General features: G+C 73.1%; 17 protein-coding genes. 11 read left to right on the top strand and 6 right to left on the bottom strand.

Features of this window, described 5'->3' with window-relative positions:
• Window positions 1-155 precede the first annotated feature (155 nt).
• On the bottom strand, window positions 156-1,400 hold the full coding sequence (locus tag NLX85_RS32000) for a YncE family protein (protein ID WP_254341520.1): 1,245 nt from the start codon (window positions 1,398-1,400) through the stop codon (window positions 156-158).
• A gap of 119 nt (window positions 1,401-1,519) precedes the next feature.
• Here NLX85_RS32000 and NLX85_RS31995 point away from each other — a divergent pair, with 119 nt between their 5' ends.
• The 3 genes from NLX85_RS31995 to NLX85_RS31985 all read left to right on the top strand — a co-directional run bounded on the left by NLX85_RS31995 (window position 1,520) and on the right by NLX85_RS31985 (window position 3,392).
• Window positions 1,520-2,056 carry an RNA polymerase sigma factor gene (locus tag NLX85_RS31995; RefSeq protein WP_254341519.1) on the top strand — a complete coding sequence of 179 codons (537 nt, stop codon included), beginning with the start codon at window positions 1,520-1,522 and terminating at the stop codon, window positions 2,054-2,056.
• The gene (locus tag NLX85_RS31990; RefSeq protein ID WP_254341518.1) at window positions 2,049-2,771 is read left to right on the top strand and encodes a hypothetical protein; all 723 of its coding nucleotides are present in this window, start codon (window positions 2,049-2,051) and stop codon (window positions 2,769-2,771) included. Before NLX85_RS31995 ends, NLX85_RS31990 begins: the two co-directional genes overlap by 8 nt.
• Window positions 2,772-2,891: 120 nt before the next feature.
• On the top strand, window positions 2,892-3,392 hold the full coding sequence (locus NLX85_RS31985; protein ID WP_254341516.1) for a hypothetical protein: 501 nt from the start codon (window positions 2,892-2,894) through the stop codon (window positions 3,390-3,392).
• A 17-nt stretch (window positions 3,393-3,409) separates the two neighbouring features.
• On the opposite strand, the gene NLX85_RS31980 is transcribed toward NLX85_RS31985, so the two are convergent.
• Window positions 3,410-4,639, bottom strand: coding sequence for a CdaR family transcriptional regulator (locus NLX85_RS31980; RefSeq protein ID WP_254341514.1), 1,230 nt, complete (start codon window positions 4,637-4,639; stop codon window positions 3,410-3,412).
• A gap of 83 nt (window positions 4,640-4,722) precedes the next feature.
• On the opposite strand from NLX85_RS31980, the gene NLX85_RS31975 reads away from it, so the two are divergent.
• The gene (locus NLX85_RS31975; RefSeq protein ID WP_254341513.1) at window positions 4,723-5,814 is read left to right on the top strand and encodes a ferredoxin reductase; all 1,092 of its coding nucleotides are present in this window, start codon (window positions 4,723-4,725) and stop codon (window positions 5,812-5,814) included.
• A 16-nt stretch (window positions 5,815-5,830) separates the two neighbouring features.
• Window positions 5,831-6,973 (top strand): acyl-CoA desaturase, encoded by a 1,143-nt coding sequence (locus NLX85_RS31970; RefSeq protein ID WP_254341511.1) that lies wholly within the window; start codon window positions 5,831-5,833, stop codon window positions 6,971-6,973.
• Window positions 6,974-7,033: 60 nt separating this feature from the next.
• On the opposite strand, the gene NLX85_RS31965 is transcribed toward NLX85_RS31970, so the two are convergent.
• Window positions 7,034-7,717, bottom strand: a complete 684-nt coding sequence (locus NLX85_RS31965) for a triacylglycerol lipase (protein WP_254341509.1) — start codon at window positions 7,715-7,717, stop codon at window positions 7,034-7,036.
• 425 nt (window positions 7,718-8,142) lie between these two features.
• On the opposite strand from NLX85_RS31965, the gene NLX85_RS31960 reads away from it, so the two are divergent.
• The 3 genes from NLX85_RS31960 (at window position 8,143) to NLX85_RS31950 (ending at window position 12,709) form a co-directional block, all read left to right on the top strand.
• Complete coding sequence (locus NLX85_RS31960; RefSeq protein ID WP_254341507.1) at window positions 8,143-9,315, top strand: alanine--tRNA ligase-related protein; 1,173 nt, start codon at window positions 8,143-8,145, stop codon at window positions 9,313-9,315.
• A gap of 77 nt (window positions 9,316-9,392) precedes the next feature.
• On the top strand, window positions 9,393-10,868 hold the full coding sequence (locus NLX85_RS31955) for a 26S protease regulatory subunit (RefSeq protein ID WP_254341505.1): 1,476 nt from the start codon (window positions 9,393-9,395) through the stop codon (window positions 10,866-10,868).
• 23 nt (window positions 10,869-10,891) lie between these two features.
• Window positions 10,892-12,709 carry an acyl-CoA dehydrogenase gene (locus NLX85_RS31950; protein ID WP_254341503.1) on the top strand — a complete coding sequence of 606 codons (1,818 nt, stop codon included), beginning with the start codon at window positions 10,892-10,894 and terminating at the stop codon, window positions 12,707-12,709.
• A 55-nt stretch (window positions 12,710-12,764) separates the two neighbouring features.
• Here the strand turns inward: NLX85_RS31950 and NLX85_RS31945 are convergent, their stop codons facing one another.
• Both NLX85_RS31945 and NLX85_RS31940 read right to left on the bottom strand, forming a co-directional pair.
• Window positions 12,765-14,138 (bottom strand): endo-1,4-beta-xylanase, encoded by a 1,374-nt coding sequence (locus NLX85_RS31945; protein WP_256567873.1) that lies wholly within the window; start codon window positions 14,136-14,138, stop codon window positions 12,765-12,767.
• Between the two features lie 418 nt (window positions 14,139-14,556).
• Window positions 14,557-15,210, bottom strand: a complete 654-nt coding sequence (locus NLX85_RS31940) for a cyclopropane-fatty-acyl-phospholipid synthase family protein (protein WP_254341501.1) — start codon at window positions 15,208-15,210, stop codon at window positions 14,557-14,559.
• 156 nt (window positions 15,211-15,366) lie between these two features.
• Between NLX85_RS31940 and NLX85_RS31935 the strand changes: the two genes are divergently transcribed.
• From NLX85_RS31935 to NLX85_RS31925, 3 genes are all read left to right on the top strand, one after another.
• The gene (locus NLX85_RS31935) at window positions 15,367-15,735 is read left to right on the top strand and encodes a nuclear transport factor 2 family protein (RefSeq protein ID WP_256567872.1); all 369 of its coding nucleotides are present in this window, start codon (window positions 15,367-15,369) and stop codon (window positions 15,733-15,735) included.
• 43 nt (window positions 15,736-15,778) lie between these two features.
• Window positions 15,779-16,072 (top strand): hypothetical protein, encoded by a 294-nt coding sequence (locus tag NLX85_RS31930; RefSeq protein WP_254341499.1) that lies wholly within the window; start codon window positions 15,779-15,781, stop codon window positions 16,070-16,072.
• A 62-nt stretch (window positions 16,073-16,134) separates the two neighbouring features.
• On the top strand, window positions 16,135-16,563 hold the full coding sequence (locus NLX85_RS31925) for an NUDIX domain-containing protein (protein ID WP_254341498.1): 429 nt from the start codon (window positions 16,135-16,137) through the stop codon (window positions 16,561-16,563).
• Here NLX85_RS31925 and NLX85_RS31920 read toward each other — a convergent pair.
• Window positions 16,549-17,226: a class I SAM-dependent methyltransferase gene (locus NLX85_RS31920; RefSeq protein WP_254341497.1), complete on the bottom strand. Its 678-nt coding sequence runs from the start codon at window positions 17,224-17,226 to the stop codon at window positions 16,549-16,551. The genes NLX85_RS31925 and NLX85_RS31920 overlap by 15 nt on opposite strands.
• Between the last annotated feature and the right edge of the window lie 129 nt (window positions 17,227-17,355).

The following is a 17,355-nucleotide window of genomic DNA, read 5'->3' as shown; positions in this document are numbered from 1 at the left end:
CGCCTCCTCGTTGCTGGTCCCCCTTCGACCATTCCCGGCCCGACCGGTGGCGGACAGGGCCGGAGGACCCGGGATGCCCGGGCCGGTGGGCCGGTGGTCGGTCCGCCTCCGGCGGGGCGGGACGCCCGCCCGCGATGGTGCGGCCGAGCAGCGGGTCAGGCGGATCCGGCCAGGCCGTGCACGCCGACCAGACCGGGGACCGGGACGCGGCCGAGTTCCCGGCCGGTGGCGGGATCGTGCCAGCTCACCGCGTCGCGCTGGCCCACGTAGAGGCGGCCGCCGTCGCGGCTGGCCACCAGGCCGGTGACCGGTTCGCGTACCGGCCAGTCCACCGTGCCGGTCAGGCGGGTGAGGTCGAGGGCCCGGACCGTCGTGCCGGCGGCGAGGAAGAGGCGGTCGTCGCCGGCGGCGGCGTACGCGGCGCCCGTGCCGGGCGGCTGGGGGACCGTGCGGCGTACCGTCAGGTCCTCGGTGGCGATGTCCGCGACGGTGCCCGACGAGACGTCGGCGACGAGGAGCCGGCCGCCGTCGGGGCTGATCGCCATGGCGTGGCCGACCGCGGCGGACTCGCCGAACGGGTGCGGCAGGTCGACGCAGTACGCCCACCGCTCCCGCAGGTTCAGGGTGTGGACGAACGCGTGCGCGTCGCCGGGTCGACCGCTGACGAGGTCCCGGGTGTGCTGGTGGCCGGGCTGGTGGGTGTAGAGCGTGTAGAGGACGGTGCGGTCCGGCGCGAGCACCGCCTGGCGCCCGTCGCCGCGCATCTCCTCCTCGGCGCCGGGTGGGACCGGCGCCTTGTCGCGGGTGGACAGCGGGCCGGGCGCGCCGGTGGCGAGGTCGACGACCCGGACCCGGTAGCGGTCGGGTGCGGTCGCCGGGAGCCAGTCCAGGACGAACAGCCCGGTGCCGTCCGCGGTGAACGCCTCCGGAACGACGGCGCCGCGCAGGTCCAGCCGGTGGCGCACCCCACCGGCGTCGGCGACCAGCACCGGCGTCATCTCCCGCCCCGGCGGTCGGCCGCCGTCCACCGGCATCCCGGTCGGCGTGAGCGCCACCCTCGTACCGTCGGCCGAGACCGCCCGGGGCACCCACCGCCCGGGCAGCACCGTCCTCGGGGAGGTGTGGCTGGTCGCGGTGTCGAACCGCCAGCAGGCGGTGTCGGGGCCCGCGGGGGCGGTCGCGAACACCCACGTCCCGTCCGCGCTGGCCACGGCACGCGGGATCGTCCGCCGGTCGGCCCCGCGCAGGAGGCCCAGCCCTTCGTCGACCCGGACGAGCAAGGGATCGGGTACGGCCGGTGCGGGCGCTCGGCCCCGGGCCGGCTCGCACCCGGCCAGCGCTGCGGCGCCGGCGCCGGCCAGCAGGGTCAGGATGCGGCGACGGGACATGGTGACGGCCATGCCCGGGTGACACCGTCGACGCCGGCGGGGTTCCGTGCGGCGAGGATGGAACCCGCGCGGGGTGGCCGGTGTCATGAGGGTGATCGAAGCGGAGGTCTCCACTGGACGACGACGAGCTTGTGACCCGCGCTCGGGCCGGTGACCTGGAGGGGTACGAACTCCTGGTCGCCCGGCACACCGCGTCCGCTTACCGGACGGCGGTGCTGCTCGGTGCCGGGTCGGACGCGGAGGACGTCATCCAGGAGGCGTTCGTGAAGGGGTTCCGCAACCTGTCCCGCTACCGCGGCGAGTCGTCCTTCCGGTCGTGGCTGCTCGCGATCGTCGCCAACGAGACCCGCAACCTGCACCGGTCCCGCAGCCGGCGGGACGGGCTCGCCCTGCGGGCCGCGGCGGTGCGGGACGGGTCCGAGGCCGGCGAGGACGGCGCCGTCGGCGGAGTCCTCGCCGCGGAGCGACGGGCCGCGCTGGTGGCGGCGCTGCGGCAGCTGCCGGTGAAGGACCGCGAGGTGATCGTGTGCCGGTTCCTCCTCGACCTGACCGAGGAGGAGACCGTGACGACGCTCGGCTGGCCCAGGGGCACCGTGAAGTCACGGACGTACCGGGCGTTGGCCAAGCTCCGCGGCCTGCTCGACCGCGAGGAGGTGCGCCGTGGATGACCTCGAACGCGAGCTGCGCGACCTCGCCACCTGGCTGGAGACCCCCGACGTCCCCGACGTGCGCGGCCCGGTACGCGCCCGCCTGGCCGCGCCGGCCCGACGGCGGCGTCGCTGGCGTCGCTGGCTCGCCGCGGCGCTGGCCGCCCTGCTCCTCGCCGCGCTGCCGCCGGGGCGGGCCGCCATCGCCGACGCCGTGGCGGGGCTGCTCCGCTTCTCCGGGGTCGTCGTCGAGACCACCCCGGCGCCGGACCCGCCCACCGGGGTGCCGTCAGCGCTGCCGTCGCAGCGGTCCGTCTCCCTCGACGAGGCGCGGCGGCACGTGCGCTTCCCGATCCGCGTGCCCGCCGCCCTGGGCGCCCCGGAGCAGGTGCTGGTCGCCGATCCGGACGGCACCGGCACGTACCGGGTGGCGACGCTGCTCTACCGCGGCGGCGCGCTGCGCCTCGACGCCTTCGACGGTCGCCTCGACCCGGTCTTCCACAAGCAACTCGGCGGCGGGCCGGGCGTGGAGTGGGTCACCGTCGACGGCGACTTCGCCGTCTGGATCGGCGGTCCGCACGAGCTCGCGTACATCGACCGGGCCGGTGTGGAACGCGTGGAGACCGCGCGGCTCGCCGCCGCCACCCTGATCTGGGAGGACGCCGGTGTCAGTTACCGGCTGGAGGGCGAGCTCACCAGGGACGCGGCGGTCGGGATCGCCGGGTCCCTGGACTAGGCGCGGCTCGTGCCCGGCGACCGGGACGGCCGCCACGAAGGAACCTGCGCTGCCCGGCCGGTGTCGTCAGGGCAAAGGTGCCGTCGACCGGCACCGACACGTCGGGCCCGGAGGTGCGGGATGGGTTCATGGGGCAGACTCCTGCTGGCGCCGGTGGCCCTGCTGGCGGGTTGCACCGCCGCGGGCGCGCCGGCCACACCGGCCACCCGGGCGGTGAGCGCGCCGACCGGCTGTGCGGCCCGGGTCGAGGAGGGCCGGCTGCCCGACTGGGCGGACGCCGGGTTCAGCGGGGACACCCGTATGCCGCACGTGTTCGGCGCGAAGGGCGAGATCGTCGCCGTGCTGTTCGGCCATCCGCTGGCGGTCGGCCGGACGGAGGGACCCAACAACAAGATCCTGTGGGTCGCCCGGCCGGCGGCCACGCCGTCGCCCGACCCGGGCGCGCCGGCCACCCTCGTCATCACCGCGACCCTGGACGGCACCACGACCCGGGTGACCCAGGAGGTCGCCGGCGGCCCCGGCCCGTCCATCGTCGACGTGCCGCGGGCCGGCTGCTGGCACCTCGAACTCCGCTGGTCCGGGCGCACCGACACCATGGACCTCGTCTACGTCGCCGCCTGACGGCCGGCACGCCGCCCTCACCCGGCAGGGGACTCCGCCTCGGGCGGGGCGGGCGGGACGGCCAGCGCGATGGTCAGGTCGAGGACCGTGGCCGGTTCGTGGAGGCGGTCGCCGTACAACTCGCGGAGCTTGCCCATCCGGTAGCGGACGGTCTGCGGGTGGACGAACAGGTCGGCCGCCACGTCGTCGCGGCGGCCCTGGTGCAGCAGCCAGGAGCGCAGCGTCTCGGCGAGCCGGTGCGCGGTGGCCGGCGGCAGGTCGGCGAGCGGCGCGAGGGCCTGGGCGCGCAGGTCGGCCAGGCACTCCGGGTCCATGCTGAGCAGCAGCTCGGCCAGGTGCTGCTCGGTGTCGACAGGTCCGGCGTCCGGTTCGCCGAGGCCGAGGGCGAGGGCCCGGGTCGCCCGCTCGTAGGAGGCGGCGACCCGGTGCCATGACCGGGCCGGCCCGAGCACCGCCCGGTGCCCGTGCAGCAGCCGGGTGAGCTGGCGGCGCCGGACCCCGTGCATGTCCGGCACCAGCAGGACGGCCAGGTCGTCGGCGGGCTCCATGCCGGGCATGTCCTCGCCGCTCTCCAGGGTGTACGGGCCGAGCAGGGCGAGCACCGCGCGCAGGTTGCGGCGGGGCAGCAGGACGACGGTGAGGGTCTGGGGCAGCGGCCAGTCGGCCCGTTCCGCGCTGCGCCGCAGGATCTCCTCGGGTTCCCCGGCGAGCAGCTGCTGGGTGAGGCGTTCCAGGTCGCGGCGACGGACCCGGCCGGCGCTGGCCAGCTCGTCGGAGTGCCCGGCCACGCTGGCCGCCGACAGCTCGTCGATGTACGCGAACATGAGCTCGGCGAACTCGGCCACCGTCTCGGCGGCCAGCCCGCTGCGCACCGTGGTGGCGGACACCTCCCGCCAGGCCACCCGCGCCCCCACCCGGTACGCGGCCAGCAGCGCGTCCATGCTGCGCCCGGAGCGGGCCTCGCCGCTGCCCAGCGCGTACGCGGCCTCCAGGGCCGGCGCCAGCGGGGTGCTCGGGTCGATGGCCTGGGCGCCCTCGATGAGCTGGAGGAAGGTGCCCAGCGCGATGCGTACCGCGTTCTCGATCTTCTCGCGCATGGTGCCGGTGAGCGCGCCGGAGTAGTCGGGAACCTCGGCGGTGATCGCGGTGACCGTCCGTTCGGCGACCACGGGCAGCCGGTCCCGCAGCCGGGCCGCCACCTGCTCGTCGAGTTCGAGATGGGCGCGAGGGTGCGTTGCGTCCGACATTTTGTTCTCCCCGAACAAGAACCTGCGACTGTTTCACCTTTGCCGGTCAAGATGTTATGCGATCACGCAGTCAAGCTGGTCATATGACCACAACTGCCTCCCGCCGCCCGCAGAAGGTCTCCTTCCGGGACAGGTTGCTGCGGCTGGCCGGCGCGGTCACCACCCCGCTGCTGCCGGGCGACTACCTCGACCTCGTGGCGCCGCTGCGCGCCGGCGCCCCGCTGCGCGGGCGGATCGTCGCCGTCCGCCCGGAGACCCGGGACGCCGCCACCGTGGTCATCCAACCGGGCCGCGGCTGGCAGGGGCACCTGCCCGGACAGTACGTGCGCCTCGGCGTGGACGTCGACGGGGTACGCCAGTGGCGGGCCTACTCGGTCACCTCGGTGCCGGGCGCCGCGGACGGCCGGATCACCGTGACCGTGAAGGCGATCCCCGACGGCAAGGTCAGCAACCACCTGGTGCGGCGGGTCCGGCCCGGCACGATCGTCCAGCTCGACCAGGCGCAGGGCGACTTCGTCGTGCCGGCGGAGACCCCCGGACGGGTCCTGTTCCTCACCGCCGGCAGCGGCATCACCCCGGTCATGGGGATGCTCCGCGCCGGCCTGCACGAGCGGGCCGACGTGGTGCTGGTGCACTCGGCGCCGGCCCGCGACGACGTCATCTTCGGACCCGAACTGCGGGCGCTCGCCGAGGCCGGCGCGCTGCGGCTGATCGAGCGGCACACCGACACCGACGGGCTGCTCGGCGTCGACGAGCTGGCCGGCCTGGTGCCCGACCACCTCGACCGCCAGACCTGGGCCTGCGGGCCGATCGGCATGCTCGACGCGATCGAGGGGTACTGGGAGACCAACGGGCTGGTCGACCGGCTGCACACCGAGCGGTTCCGGCCCACCGTGATCTCGCCGGGGGAGGGCGGCACCGTGACGTTCACCGGGGCCGGCGTGACCGTCGAGGCCGACGGCGCCACCCCGATCCTCGACGCCGGCGAGCAGGCCGGCGTGCTGATGCCCTCCGGCTGCCGGATGGGCATCTGCTTCGGCTGCGTCGTCCCGCTGCGGGAGGGCGCGGTGCGCGACCTGCGCAACGGCGATCTCACCACCGCCGTCCCCGGCGACGGCGTGCTCGTCCAGACCTGCGTGTCGGCGGCCGCCGGTACCTGCGACATCGAACTCTGACAGGAGGCCACCCGACGTGACCGTGATCCAGAAGAAGGCCGACAACCCGATCGCCCACCTCTCCGCCGCGGACATCGAGATCATCGGCAAGGAGCTGGACGCGATCCGGGACCGGGTGATCGCCGACCGGGGTGAGCGGGACGCCCGCTACATCCGCAAGGTGATCAAGACCCAGCGGACGCTGGAGATCAGCAGCCGCGCGGTGCTGCTCTTCTCGCTCTTCCCGCCGGCCTGGATCGTCGGCACGGCCGGCCTCACGGTCGCCAAGATCCTCGACAACATGGAGATCGGGCACAACGTCCTGCACGGGCAGTGGGACTGGATGCGCGACCCCAAGATCCACTCCACCACCTGGGACTGGGACCACGTCTCCCCGCCCGAGCAGTGGAAGCACTCGCACAACGAGCTGCACCACCGGTACACCAACGTGCTCGGCAAGGACAACGACCTCGGCTACGGCATCATGCGGGTCGACGAGGACCAGCCGTGGCACCCCGCGTACCTGGGCCAGCCGTTCTACAACTTCGTCAACGCCTGCTTCTTCGAATACGGCATCGCCGCGTACGACCTGGAGCTGGGGGACAACCTGAAGAACGGCAAGCACAAGGACCCGGCGTTCCGGGCCCGCGCCAAGGCGGTCGGCCGCAAGATCCGCCGCCAGGTGCTCAAGGACTACGTGCTGCACCCGCTGCTGTCCGGCCCGTCGTTCCTGTCCACGCTCGCCGCCACCTTCACGGCGAACCTGCTCCGCAACCTGTGGAGCCACTCGGTGATCATGTGCGGGCACTTCCCGAACGGCGTGGAGACCTTCGAGAAGACCTCCATCGAGGGCGAGACCCGCGGCGATTGGTACCTGCGGCAGATGCTCGGCTCGGCCAACATCAGCGGCAGCCGGCTGCTGCACATCATGACCGGCAACCTGTCGTACCAGATCGAGCACCACCTCTTCCCCGACCTGCCGAGCAACCGCTACCAGGAGATCGCCCCGCAGGTCCGGGCCCTGTTCGACAGGTACGGGCTGAAGTACACCACCGGCCCGCTGCCCAAGCAGGTGGCCTCCGCCTGGTGGAAGGTGATCCGCCTGTCGCTGCCGAACCGGCGCGCCGACCGCCGCCAGCCGGTGGCCCCTGCCTCGCTGGTCTCCTCCGGGGCGGCCTGACCGGAACCGGCCGACAGGAGGCGCCCGCCGGCCCGGCACGCCGGCCCGGCGGGCTCGCTCTCACGAGTTGACGAAGTCGCGCACCTGGCCGTAGATGGTGGCGTCGTTCTGCAGGTTGGTGTGGAAGACGCAGGCGGTCCGGGTGTTGCTCGCCCCGGCCAGGACGGTGCTGTCCACCGGGTTGATCACGCCGTCGCACGGGGAGCGCCAGGTGCCGTAGCCGAAGACGCCCGGCGTCTCGTCGCCGGTGTTGAGGTCGGCCAGGAAGGTCGAGCCGACCCGCATCTCCACGCAGGCGGTGCTGTAGCAGGAGTTCGCCGAGCTGGTGCCGTGGTTCGGACCGCCGAGCGACACCCAGCGGTCCACCTTCCCGCTGCTGGCCAGGTACTTCAGGTAGTAGCGCGAGGAGAGCGCGCCCATCGAGTGGGTGACGATGTCGACCTTCGTCGCCCCGGTCGCGGCGAGCAGCTTGTCGACCTCCTGGGCCACCACCTGGGCGGTGGTGGCGTTGGACCTGCTGGTGTCGTAGGAAAAGGCCCGCAGGTGGCTCGACGGCCAGCCGTCGGCCTGGAACCGGCCGATCATCGTGTTCCAGGTCGAGGCGCTGCTGTTCCAACCGTGCACGAAGAGGACCGGGTTGCTCGACGGCGTCCAGGTGCCCGCTCGGGCCGGGGAGGGGAGCCCGACCAGCGTCGCCACGGCGACGGCGAGGGCCAGCAGGGCACGGGTCATCAGCGATTTCACGGGGGCGGTTCCTTCCGGGGGTGACGGGCGGACCCGCCGGTCGGCGGGGACCACCCACGAGCCGTCCACGTGCCTGTTCGGCGCCTCGGTGGGGGATCGGCCCGGGTACGGGGGTGGCCCGGGGCCGTCCGAGGTGCCGGAATGTTACCGACGAGTTGCCTTCACATGTCAATACGTCGATTCATCGGGCTGGCCCGCCGGGTATTCCGGTGGCCGACACCCCGCCTTCCGGCTACCGTTGTCGGCATGGACCTCAGGCGCAGCACCACCGCCGCGGCCGCGCGAGCTTCCCGCTCGCCGGTTGCCGCCGCCTGACCTGCCCCATCCCCGCCGGCGACCGGAAACGGTCCGCCGGCGTCGTCGTGTCACGCCACCGCCCGCGCGGCGGACCGTCCGGTCGTCGATCGAACCGGAAGGCCCGTGCCATGACACCCGATGAGATCGTCCGCACCTTCGTCGACCACTACCGCCGCCGGGGCCACCGGGACGCGCCGGAGAGCTCGTTGATCCCGCCACCCGGCGACCCGGTGCTCTTCACCACCTCCGGCATGCACCCGCTCACGCCGTACCTGCTGGGGCGCCCGCACCCCGGCGGCCGGCGGCTGGTCAACGTGCAGCGCTGCCTGCGCACCACCGACCTCGACGAGGTCGGTGACCGCACCCACCTGACCGTCTTCGACATGCTCGGCTCCTGGTCGCTCGGCGACTACGACATCGCGACCAGCCTCCGCTGGGGCCACGAGCTGCTCACCGAGGGCTTCGGCATCGACCCGGGACGACTGCACGCCACCGTCTTCGGCGGCGACGAGCAGGTCGGGCCGGACGAGACCGCGCTCGACACCTGGACCGGGCTGGGCGTGCCGGTCGAGTCCAACGGCCCGGAGAACTGGTGGTCCAACGGCCCGACCGGCCCGTGCGGACCCGACTCGGAGATCTTCGTGTGGACCGGGGACGGCCCGCCGTCCGGCAGCCCGGGCACCGACGAGCGCTGGATGGAGGTCTGGAACCACGTCCAGATGCGTCACCACCGCCACCCCGACGGCCGGCTGACGCCGCTGCCGATGTCCAGCATCGACACCGGGATGGGGCTGGAACGCCTGGAGATGGTGCTGCGCGGCGGCCGGTCCGTCTTCGAGGGCGCGGGCCTGACCCCGTGGGTGGGCGCGGTGCGCGACCGGTGGGACCTGCGCGGCGAGGACCTGCGGGTGGTCGCCGACCACCTGCGCTCCGCGGTGGTCGTCCTCGGCGACGGGGTACGCCCCGGCAACACCGGCCGCGGCTACGTGCTGCGCCGGCTGGTCCGGCGGGCGCTCACCGTGCTGTGGCGCGACGAACCGGCGCGCGACCTGACCGGGCTGCCGCTGGAGGCGTACCGCGACACGCTGCGCCGGTTCCGGCAGGAGGCGGAGGTCGGTCCGCTGCGGGAGCTGCTGCTGGACGAGGAGCGGCGGTTCCGCGGCCTGCTGGACCGGGGCCGGCCGCTGGTCGACCGGGTACGCGCGCGCGGGCCGCTGACCGAGCGCGACTACCACTGGCTGCACGACACCCACGGGCTGCCCCGGGACCTGGTCGACGGCCTCCTAGCGGGGGCGGCCTGACCGGCGCCGGTGGCCGTGGCGGTGACCCGGTGTCAGACTCGGCAGCGGAGACCGCTCGCAGCGAGGGATGTGGTCGCATGACCGGGTACGAGGTCCGGCCGGACGTCGAGACCGTGACGCTGCTCGGCGCGCGGGTCACCGTCACCGGGGCCGCCGCGCTGCTCAGCGCCGCCCAGGACGGGCCGGTGGAGTTGCTGGCCGGCGGTGACTTCCCCGCGCCGGTGCGGGAGGTGCGCTGCACCGTGCGCGCCGACAGCCGGGACGGGCGGCCGGTGCACCGCTTCGAGGCGTACCTGCGGGCGGACTCCCCGCTGCCGGGAGCCGGACTGTTCGCTCTCGGCCTGGCCGGGCCGGTCGGTCTGCTGCTGGCCCAGCGGCTCGCCGCCCGGGGCGGCGACGGGCCGGCCGCCGCCGTCGGCCGGGTCGCGGCCGAGGCGGGCCGCCGCCTCGGCCTGCGTCCCGCCGGGGCGGCGCTCGCCGAGCCGCCGCGCGACCAGGCCGGCCGGGCGGTGCTGCGCGCCGCCGAGGAGGCCGGCCTGCGCCCCGAGGTGACCCACGACGAGGGCGGGACGGTACGGGTGCGCGCCGAGGTGCCCAGCGCCGAGGTGACGCCGGCGCACCTGACCGCCATGGTCGGCGTGGTGCTGCAGACCGTCCGGGAACTCACCGGCGACACCCCCGAGCCGACGCTGCTGCGCGGCCGGTCGTACCCCGTGGGTCAGCGCGTGGCCGCGGCGGCGCCGCGCAGCGCGGCGGTGACCCTCGACCAGGTCGGCGGCCTGGCCGACGTGGTCGCCCGGTTCCGCGAGGTGGCGGTGTCGTTCCGGCACCCGCAGGCCATGGCCCGCTGGGGCGCCCGCCGGCCGCAGGGCATCCTGCTGTACGGCCCGCCCGGCACCGGCAAGACCATGCTGGCCCGGGCCCTGGCCAACGAGATCGGCGCGGACTTCGTGGAGATCCGCACCCCGGAGATCCTCGACAAGTTCCTCGGCGGCTCGGAGCGCAACATCAAGCGGATCTTCCGGGAGGCGCGCCGCTACCGGCGGCCCACCGTCATGCTCTTCGACGAGTTCGACAGCATCATCAGCTACGCCGGCGCCGGTGGCGACGCGGCCAGCCAGGCGGTCAACGCGGTGGCCGGGATCTTCAAGCAGGAGATGAACACCCTGATCGAGGAGAACCCCGACGTCATCGTGGTGGCCACCACCAACTTCCCGCAGCGGGTGGACGCCTCGCTGACCCGCTCCGGCCGCTTCGACCTCAAGATCGCCATCCCGGCGCCGGACGAGTCCGGGCGCGCCGAGATCCTCGCCAAGATGATCCGGGAGCTGATCGACAGGCACGAGCGGCCCGGCTTCCGGATGTTCGCCGCCGACGTCGACCCGGCCGCGCTGGCCGCGGACACCCCCGGGCTCACCGGCGCCGACCTGCGGGAGGTGCTGCGGCGGGTGCAACTCGCCAAGGCGCTCCGGGAGGCGACGGAGGGTGCGCCGCCCGCCCCGATCAGTCAGGATGACCTCCGAGAGGCCGTCGCCGGGCTGCGCCGCGGCTGACGACGGCCCACGGAAGGAGACCCGTGTCGTCGTCCACCCTGCTGTCCCGTCGCGATCTGGCGTTCCTGCTGCACGACTGGCTGGACGTCGGCCGGCTGACCGAGCGGCCCCGCTACGCCGAGCACTCGCGGGAGACCTTCGACGCGGTGCTGGACCTCGCCGCGCAGGTCGCCGCCGAGCGGTTCGCGACGCACAACCGGGCCGCCGACGCCACCGAACCGAGCTTCGACGGGCAGCGGGTACGCACGATCCCGCAGGTCAAGGCCGCTCTGGAGGTGTTCGCCGGCACCGGCCTGCTGGCCGCCACCATGGACGAGTCGGTCGGCGGGATGCAGTTGCCGCACGCCGTGGCCGCCGCCTGCTTCGCCTGGTTCCAGGCCGCCAACGTGGCCACCGCCGCCTACCCGTTCCTCACCCTCGGCAACGCCAACCTGCTGCTCGCCCACGGCAGCGCCGAGCAGATCGACACCTGGGTCCGGCCCATGGTGGAGGGGCGGTTCTTCGGCACCATGTGCCTCTCCGAGCCGCAGGCCGGCAGTTCCCTGGCGGACATCACGACCCGGGCCGAGCCGCAGGACGACGGGACGTACCGGCTGGTCGGCACCAAGATGTGGATCTCCGGCGGTGAGCACGACCTGGCCGAGAACATCGTCCACCTGGTCCTCGCCCGGATCCCGGGCGGGCCGCCCGGCGTCAAGGGCATCTCGCTGTTCATCGTCCCGAAGGTGCTCCTCGACGCCGACGGCGCGCTCGGTCCGCGCAACGACGTGGTGCTGGTCGGCCTCAACCACAAGCTGGGCTACCGGGGCACCACCAACACGCTGCTCAACTTCGGCGAGGGCGTGCACCGCCCGTACGGGCGGGCCGGGGCGGTCGGCTACCTGGTGGGGGAGCCGCACCAGGGGTTGGCGCAGATGTTCCACATGATGAACGAGGCGCGCATCGGGGTGGGCGCCGGCGCCACCGCGCTCGGCTACACCGGCTACCTGAAGTCCGTGGCGTACGCCCGGCAGCGCCCGCAGGGCCGCCCGGTCGCCGACAAGGACCCCACCGCGCCGCAGGTGCCGATCGTGGCGCACCCCGACGTACGCCGGATGCTGCTGGCGCAGAAGAGCTACGTGGAGGGCGCGCTCGCCCTCATCCTCTACTGCGGGCGGCTGCTCGACGAGGAGAAGACCGCCCCGGCCGAGGCCGACCGCGGCCGGGCGCACCTGCTGCTGGACCTGCTCACCCCGATCGCCAAGAGCTGGCCGTCGCAGTGGTGCCTGGCCGCGAACGACCTGGCCATCCAGGTGCACGGCGGGTACGGCTACACCCGCGACTACGACGTCGAGCAGCACTGGCGGGACAACCGGCTCAACCCCATCCACGAGGGCACCCACGGCATCCAGGCGCTGGACCTGCTCGGCCGCAAGGTCACCATGCGCGGGGGCGCCGGGCTGGAGCTGCTGCTGGAGACCATCCGGGCCACCGTGACCCGGGCCTGGAAGGCCGAGGGCGAGGCGGCCGAGCTGGCCGGCCGGCTCGGCGCGGCGGTCGACCGGATCGCCGTGGTCACCCGGCGGCTGCACGGCGCCGGCGACCCGGAGCTGGCCCTGGCCAACGCCAGCGTCTACCTGGAGGCGGTCGGGCACGTGGTGATCGCCTGGATGTGGCTGGAGCAGCTTCTCGCCGTCGAGGCGCTGGGCGACCCGGACGGCCCGGACGCCGACTTCCTCGCCGGCAAGCGGCAGGCCGCCCGGTACTTCTTCCGCTACGAGCTGCCCCGCACCGGCCCGCAGTTCGACCTGCTGGAGAGCCTCGACCGGACCACCCTGGACACCCGGGAAGCCTGGTTCTGACCGGCGGCGCGGTGTGGCGACGGAATCGCCGCCACACCGCGATCGACGCCTCCGGTCAGCTCAGGCTGAACCGCTGGTTGGCCTGTCCGTTGCAGTCGTAGATCTGGATCTGCTGTCCGTTGCCGGTGCCCCACACGTCCAGGCAGCGTCCGGACTGCACACCGGTGATGGTGCCGTTGCCGTTGACGTTCCACTGCTGGTTGGCCTGCCCGCTGCAGCTGTAGATCTGCACGGCCGAGCCGTTGCCGGACCCGGCGGCGTCCAGGCACATGCTGCCGTACACGGTCAGCTGCCTGCTCGACGTGAGGGTCCACGCCTGGTTGATCTGGCCGTTGCAGTCGTAGAGCTGGACCCGCGTGCCGTTGTTGCGTGACGCGTTCGGCACGTCGACGCACCTGCCGGACTGGGCGCCGATGATCCGCTTCGCCCCACCCGGCGTGACCGTGGGCGACGGGGAGGCGGTGCCACCGGTCGGGGTGGGCGAGGACGTGGCCGTCGGGCCGGCGGCGTTGAGGGCGTTGAGCACCGAGGTGTAGGCGGCCTTCTTGTTGCCGCCGCCGTCGAACAGCAGCGGGCTCTCGCTGGATCGCCAGGAGTCGCTGTCCCGTACGCCCCACACGGTGATGCCGACGCAGCGGGGCACGTTCATGCAGGCCTGGGTCAGGCCGGCGTACTGCGTGGTGGAGGCGTTGGTGACGTCGACCTCGGTCAGGGCCACGTCGACGCCGAGGGCGGCGAAGCTGGACAGGGTGGTCTGGAAGTTGCTCGGCAGCGAGCTGCCGCCGGTGAAGTGGGTCTGCAGGCCGACGCAGTCGATCGGCACGCCGCGGGACTTGAAGTCCTGGATCATGCGGTAGACGCCCTGCGTCTTGCCGTAGGACCAGTTCTCGATGTTGTAGTCGTTGTAGCAGAGCTTGGTCGACGGGTCGGCGGTGCGGGCGGTGCGGAACGCCACCTCGATCCAGTCGTTGCCGGTGGCCTGCAGGTTGGACTGCCGGCGGCTGCCGTCCTCGTTGAAGGCCTCGTTGACGACGTCCCAGTAGGCGAGCTTGCCCTTGTAGTGGGCCATCACGCCGTTGATGTGATCGATCATCGCCTGGCGCAGGCTGCTGCCGCTGAGGCTCTGCATCCAGCCCGGCTGCTGCGAGTGCCACGCGAGGGTGTGACCGCGGACCTTCATGCCGCGCTGGGTCGCCCAGTTGTAGATCTGGTCGCCGGAACTGAACGTGAACTGGCCCCGCTGGGGCTCCGTCGCGTCCGGCTTCATCTCGTTCTCGGCGGTCACCATGTTGAACTCGCGCCCGGCGATCGTGGTGTACGTCGAGTCGCCGAGCCGGCCCGCGGCGATCGCCGTGCCGAAGTACCGGCCCGACTGCGCGGCCGCCGCGCCCAGGGTGCTCGCCGCGGCGTTCGCGTTCGGGATCACCATCACCACACCGAGTGCCGCGACGGCGGCGACGGTGCCGCTGATGAGCAGTCGCACCCGTAACGAGCGACTCCGCGGGGAGCCGGGGGAGTGGACGGGGGAACTCGTTGCCACGATGGCCTCCTCTCTCGGTTCTGCGTCCCGATCGCCGAGCACCACGCGAGCCGAACCGATGAACGATGGACTTCAATGCCACGTCATGCTGGCACGGCAACACCACGGAAACAACAAGTTCCGGAACACTTCCGAAACCCGCTTCGCGGCTACGTGACGGTGAGTTCCTCCGTCCGCCAGCAGTTCCGCTGACTCCGTGCGGGAAGACCGTCGAGTGTGGTGAAGGGAGGAGGGTGGGTGTCGCGCAGTGGCATCCCCTGAAACTTCCGGGACCGGCTCGGGAGTGTTGCAGTCTCGGGCGCGGCGATCAGGACGTGCGGCGAGCGAGCAGCGTGGAGTCCTCGATGTCGACCGTCACGCCGTCGCGGGTCACCGTCCGCGGCCGCTGCTCGACCACGAGGGCCTCGAAGCCGTCCGGCAGGCCGGGCAGCAGCTCCTCGGCGACGAACATGGCCCGGCTCTGGCTCGCGGTCAGGTGGCTGAACGCCTCGTGCGGCGCGTGGCCGACGACGAGCAGGTGCCCGCCGGGCGCCACGGCCCCGGCCAGCCGGCGGGTCACCTCCACCATCCCGCCGTCCGGCGGGTGCAGGAAGTGGCTGGTGACCAGGTCGAAGGACCGGCCGTCCGCCGTGAAGGTCCGGGCGTCGACCTGCCACCAGTCGGTGCGGTCGGCGACCCCGGCCTCCTCGGCGTGCCGGGCGGCCCGGGCCAGGCCGTTGGCGGAGAAGTCGGCGCCGGTGACCCGCCAGCCCTGGCGAGCCAGCCAGATCACGTCGCCGCCCTCGCCGCAGCCGACGTCGAGCGCGGTGCCCGGCGTCAGCCCGGCCACCTCGGCGACGAGCTGCGGATTCGGGTTCCCGCTCCAGATCTTCTCCGCACCGGAGTACCGCTCGTCCCAGGCCGGCGGCTCGAAGATGGCTTGCGCGTCGTCCTCGGCGTGCTGGTGTCCGTGTCCACTCATGCGGCGGCTTCCTTCCGCGTCGGGCTCGTTGCTGTCCACGCCACCAGCATTCGATGTTCCCCCTCGGCTGCCAAACCTTCTTGCCGTTTCGGCAAATCCCGCCGTCCGGGGTCGTCGGTGCCGGGCGGTAGGGTCCGCCCCGTGAGCGACACCGCCATGACCCGACAGACCGCCCAGGACTACGTCGACCGCCTGGAAAGCCGCGACTGGCCCGGGTTGGCCGGCCTGCTCACCGACGACGTGATCTACGAGATGCCGCAGACCCGGGAGCGCATCCGTGGCAGGGACGCGTTCCTGCGGTTCAACGTCGAATACCCCGGTGACTGGCACCTGCGGGTGCGCCGGCTGGTCGCGGACGGCCCGATGGCCGCCCTGTGGCTCGACGTCCGGGTGGGCGACGAGCGGCAGGACGCGTGCGTCTGGCTCGACGTGACCGAGCATGGACTGATCAGCCGGATCGTCGACTACTGGCCCGAACCGTACGAGCCGCCGCAGGGCCGCGAGCACCTCGTGGAGCGGTGGTGAGCACCGCATTCCGTGTGCCGGCCCGCATGCGAACATGCGTCCCATGAGCAGCGACGTCCCCCTCGAGGTCAGCGCCCTGGCCATCAACGTCACGATCCCCGAAGGGCTCCGCTGGACCGACACCCGACGCGGTGTGGAGTTCACGCTGAGCACGCTCAACGTCCGGCTCCTGCCCGACGGGCGCCTCGCGGCGAAGGCCTACGGCCGGCCGACCGCCGGCGGGCGGGGCACCTACGTCTCGTTCCCCGTGCCCGAGCGGTCCGAGCTGGTGGCCCTGGTCGACGGGGCCGCCAGCCGCGCCGGTGCGCTGTGGGCCGCTCACCGCGGTCTCGGCTGACTGTCCTGCGCGTCCCCTCTGGCCGGAGCGAGCTTGTCCCATCCCTGTGCTCTAATCCCGCCATGCATGTCGTCGTCACAGGCGCACTCGTGGAGAACGGCGCGGTCCTGCTGGTCCACCGCAGCCCGACCCGCCGGGCATACCCGGATCTCTGGGATCTGCCCGGGGGGCATGTCGAAGCGGGTGAGTCGGAACTCCAAGCCCTCGCGCGTGAGATGCGCGAAGAGCTCGGTGTCCAGATTGTGGCGGAGTCCTCCTCACGGGTGGGCGACTGGCATGCCGGCAGTGGTGAGGACGCCGTTCAGGTGGGCGTCTGGCACATCCGAGACTGGGTTGGCGCTCCGACCAACCGCGCACCTGACGAGCATGACGACATCGCCTGGGTCGGGATCAGCGAGCTGGACGGTCTTCCCCTCGTGCATGGCGACATGGCGGCACTGGTTCGTTCTCTGCCCGAGCCCGACCGGCTGCCTTCATCAGATGCGGCGTAGCGCCAGCGTCACGAAGCCCAGGACATTGCGGTACCCGCGCAACCACTGGTCGCGGTGCTCCCGGGCGACGGTGAGCGCCTCGGCGGCGTCCGGGTGGCCGGGGTTGTCCAACGCCCACTCGGTGAGCGAGCCCACCCACGACCATTCGTAGTCGTCCCACTCGGCGGCGTCGCTGACATGGGCGTACACCGGCGTCCAGCCGGCCCGCTCGGCGGCGTCGACCAGGCCGGCGAGGTCGGTGAACTCCTCCGGCTTCGCGTCGAGCGCCGCGAGTGCCTCCGGGGTCGGCGGCACCTGCCAGAACCCCTCACCGACCATGAGGATGCCGTCGCGGTTCACGTGGCGGCCGGCCAGCTCCAGCGTCGGGCCGAACCCGCCGAACACGTGGGTCGACCCGACGCACAGCACCAGGTCGTAGTCGCCGTCGGGCACGTACGTCCGGGCGTCGCGCTCGTGCAGCGTGAGCCGGTCGGCGAGGCCGCGTGCGGCGGCGGCGCCGGCGGCACGTTCGAGGGCGTACGAGCTGACGTCCACGCCGTCCGCGTGCCCGTCGGGGTAGTGGGCGAGGGCCTGCAACGCCCAGGCGCCTTCCCCGCAGCCGAGGTCGAGGACACGAGCCGTCGGTTGGCGGCCCGCCCGGCGCAGGAGGCGGTTGACGTTCACGCCGAAGATCGGAGCCGCGATCGGGTGGCGCGTGTGCGCGATGCTGCTGAGCCGTTGACGATCCACCGGCAGAGTCAACACCAGTCCGTCGACGCCCGCACCCGGGTTGTCGTGCCCTCCGTGCTTACA

This window comes from Micromonospora sp. A3M-1-15 (assembly GCF_024213425.1).
Classification (GTDB): Bacteria; Actinomycetota; Actinomycetes; order Mycobacteriales; family Micromonosporaceae; genus Micromonospora; species Micromonospora chersina.
This window is presented reverse-complemented; position numbering and strand designations above follow the sequence as displayed.

Excerpts from the sequence above, each read along its gene's own strand:
- NLX85_RS31935 (WP_256567872.1), top strand. The coding sequence starts at position 15,367 with ATGACCCGACAGACCGCCCAGGACTACGTCGACCGCCTGGAAAGCCGC.
- NLX85_RS31980 (WP_254341514.1), bottom strand. The coding sequence starts at position 4,639 with ATGTCGGACGCAACGCACCCTCGCGCCCATCTCGAACTCGACGAGCAG.
- NLX85_RS31975 (WP_254341513.1), top strand. The coding sequence starts at position 4,723 with ATGACCACAACTGCCTCCCGCCGCCCGCAGAAGGTCTCCTTCCGGGAC.
- NLX85_RS31955 (WP_254341505.1), top strand. The coding sequence starts at position 9,393 with ATGACCGGGTACGAGGTCCGGCCGGACGTCGAGACCGTGACGCTGCTC.
- NLX85_RS32000 (WP_254341520.1), bottom strand. The coding sequence starts at position 1,400 with ATGGCCGTCACCATGTCCCGTCGCCGCATCCTGACCCTGCTGGCCGGC.
- NLX85_RS31945 (WP_256567873.1), bottom strand. The coding sequence starts at position 14,138 with ATGGTGATCCCGAACGCGAACGCCGCGGCGAGCACCCTGGGCGCGGCG.
- NLX85_RS31960 (WP_254341507.1), top strand. The coding sequence starts at position 8,143 with ATGACACCCGATGAGATCGTCCGCACCTTCGTCGACCACTACCGCCGC.
- NLX85_RS31925 (WP_254341498.1), top strand. The coding sequence starts at position 16,135 with ATGCATGTCGTCGTCACAGGCGCACTCGTGGAGAACGGCGCGGTCCTG.
- NLX85_RS31940 (WP_254341501.1), bottom strand. The coding sequence starts at position 15,210 with ATGAGTGGACACGGACACCAGCACGCCGAGGACGACGCGCAAGCCATC.
- NLX85_RS31985 (WP_254341516.1), top strand. The coding sequence starts at position 2,892 with ATGGGTTCATGGGGCAGACTCCTGCTGGCGCCGGTGGCCCTGCTGGCG.
- NLX85_RS31930 (WP_254341499.1), top strand. The coding sequence starts at position 15,779 with ATGAGCAGCGACGTCCCCCTCGAGGTCAGCGCCCTGGCCATCAACGTC.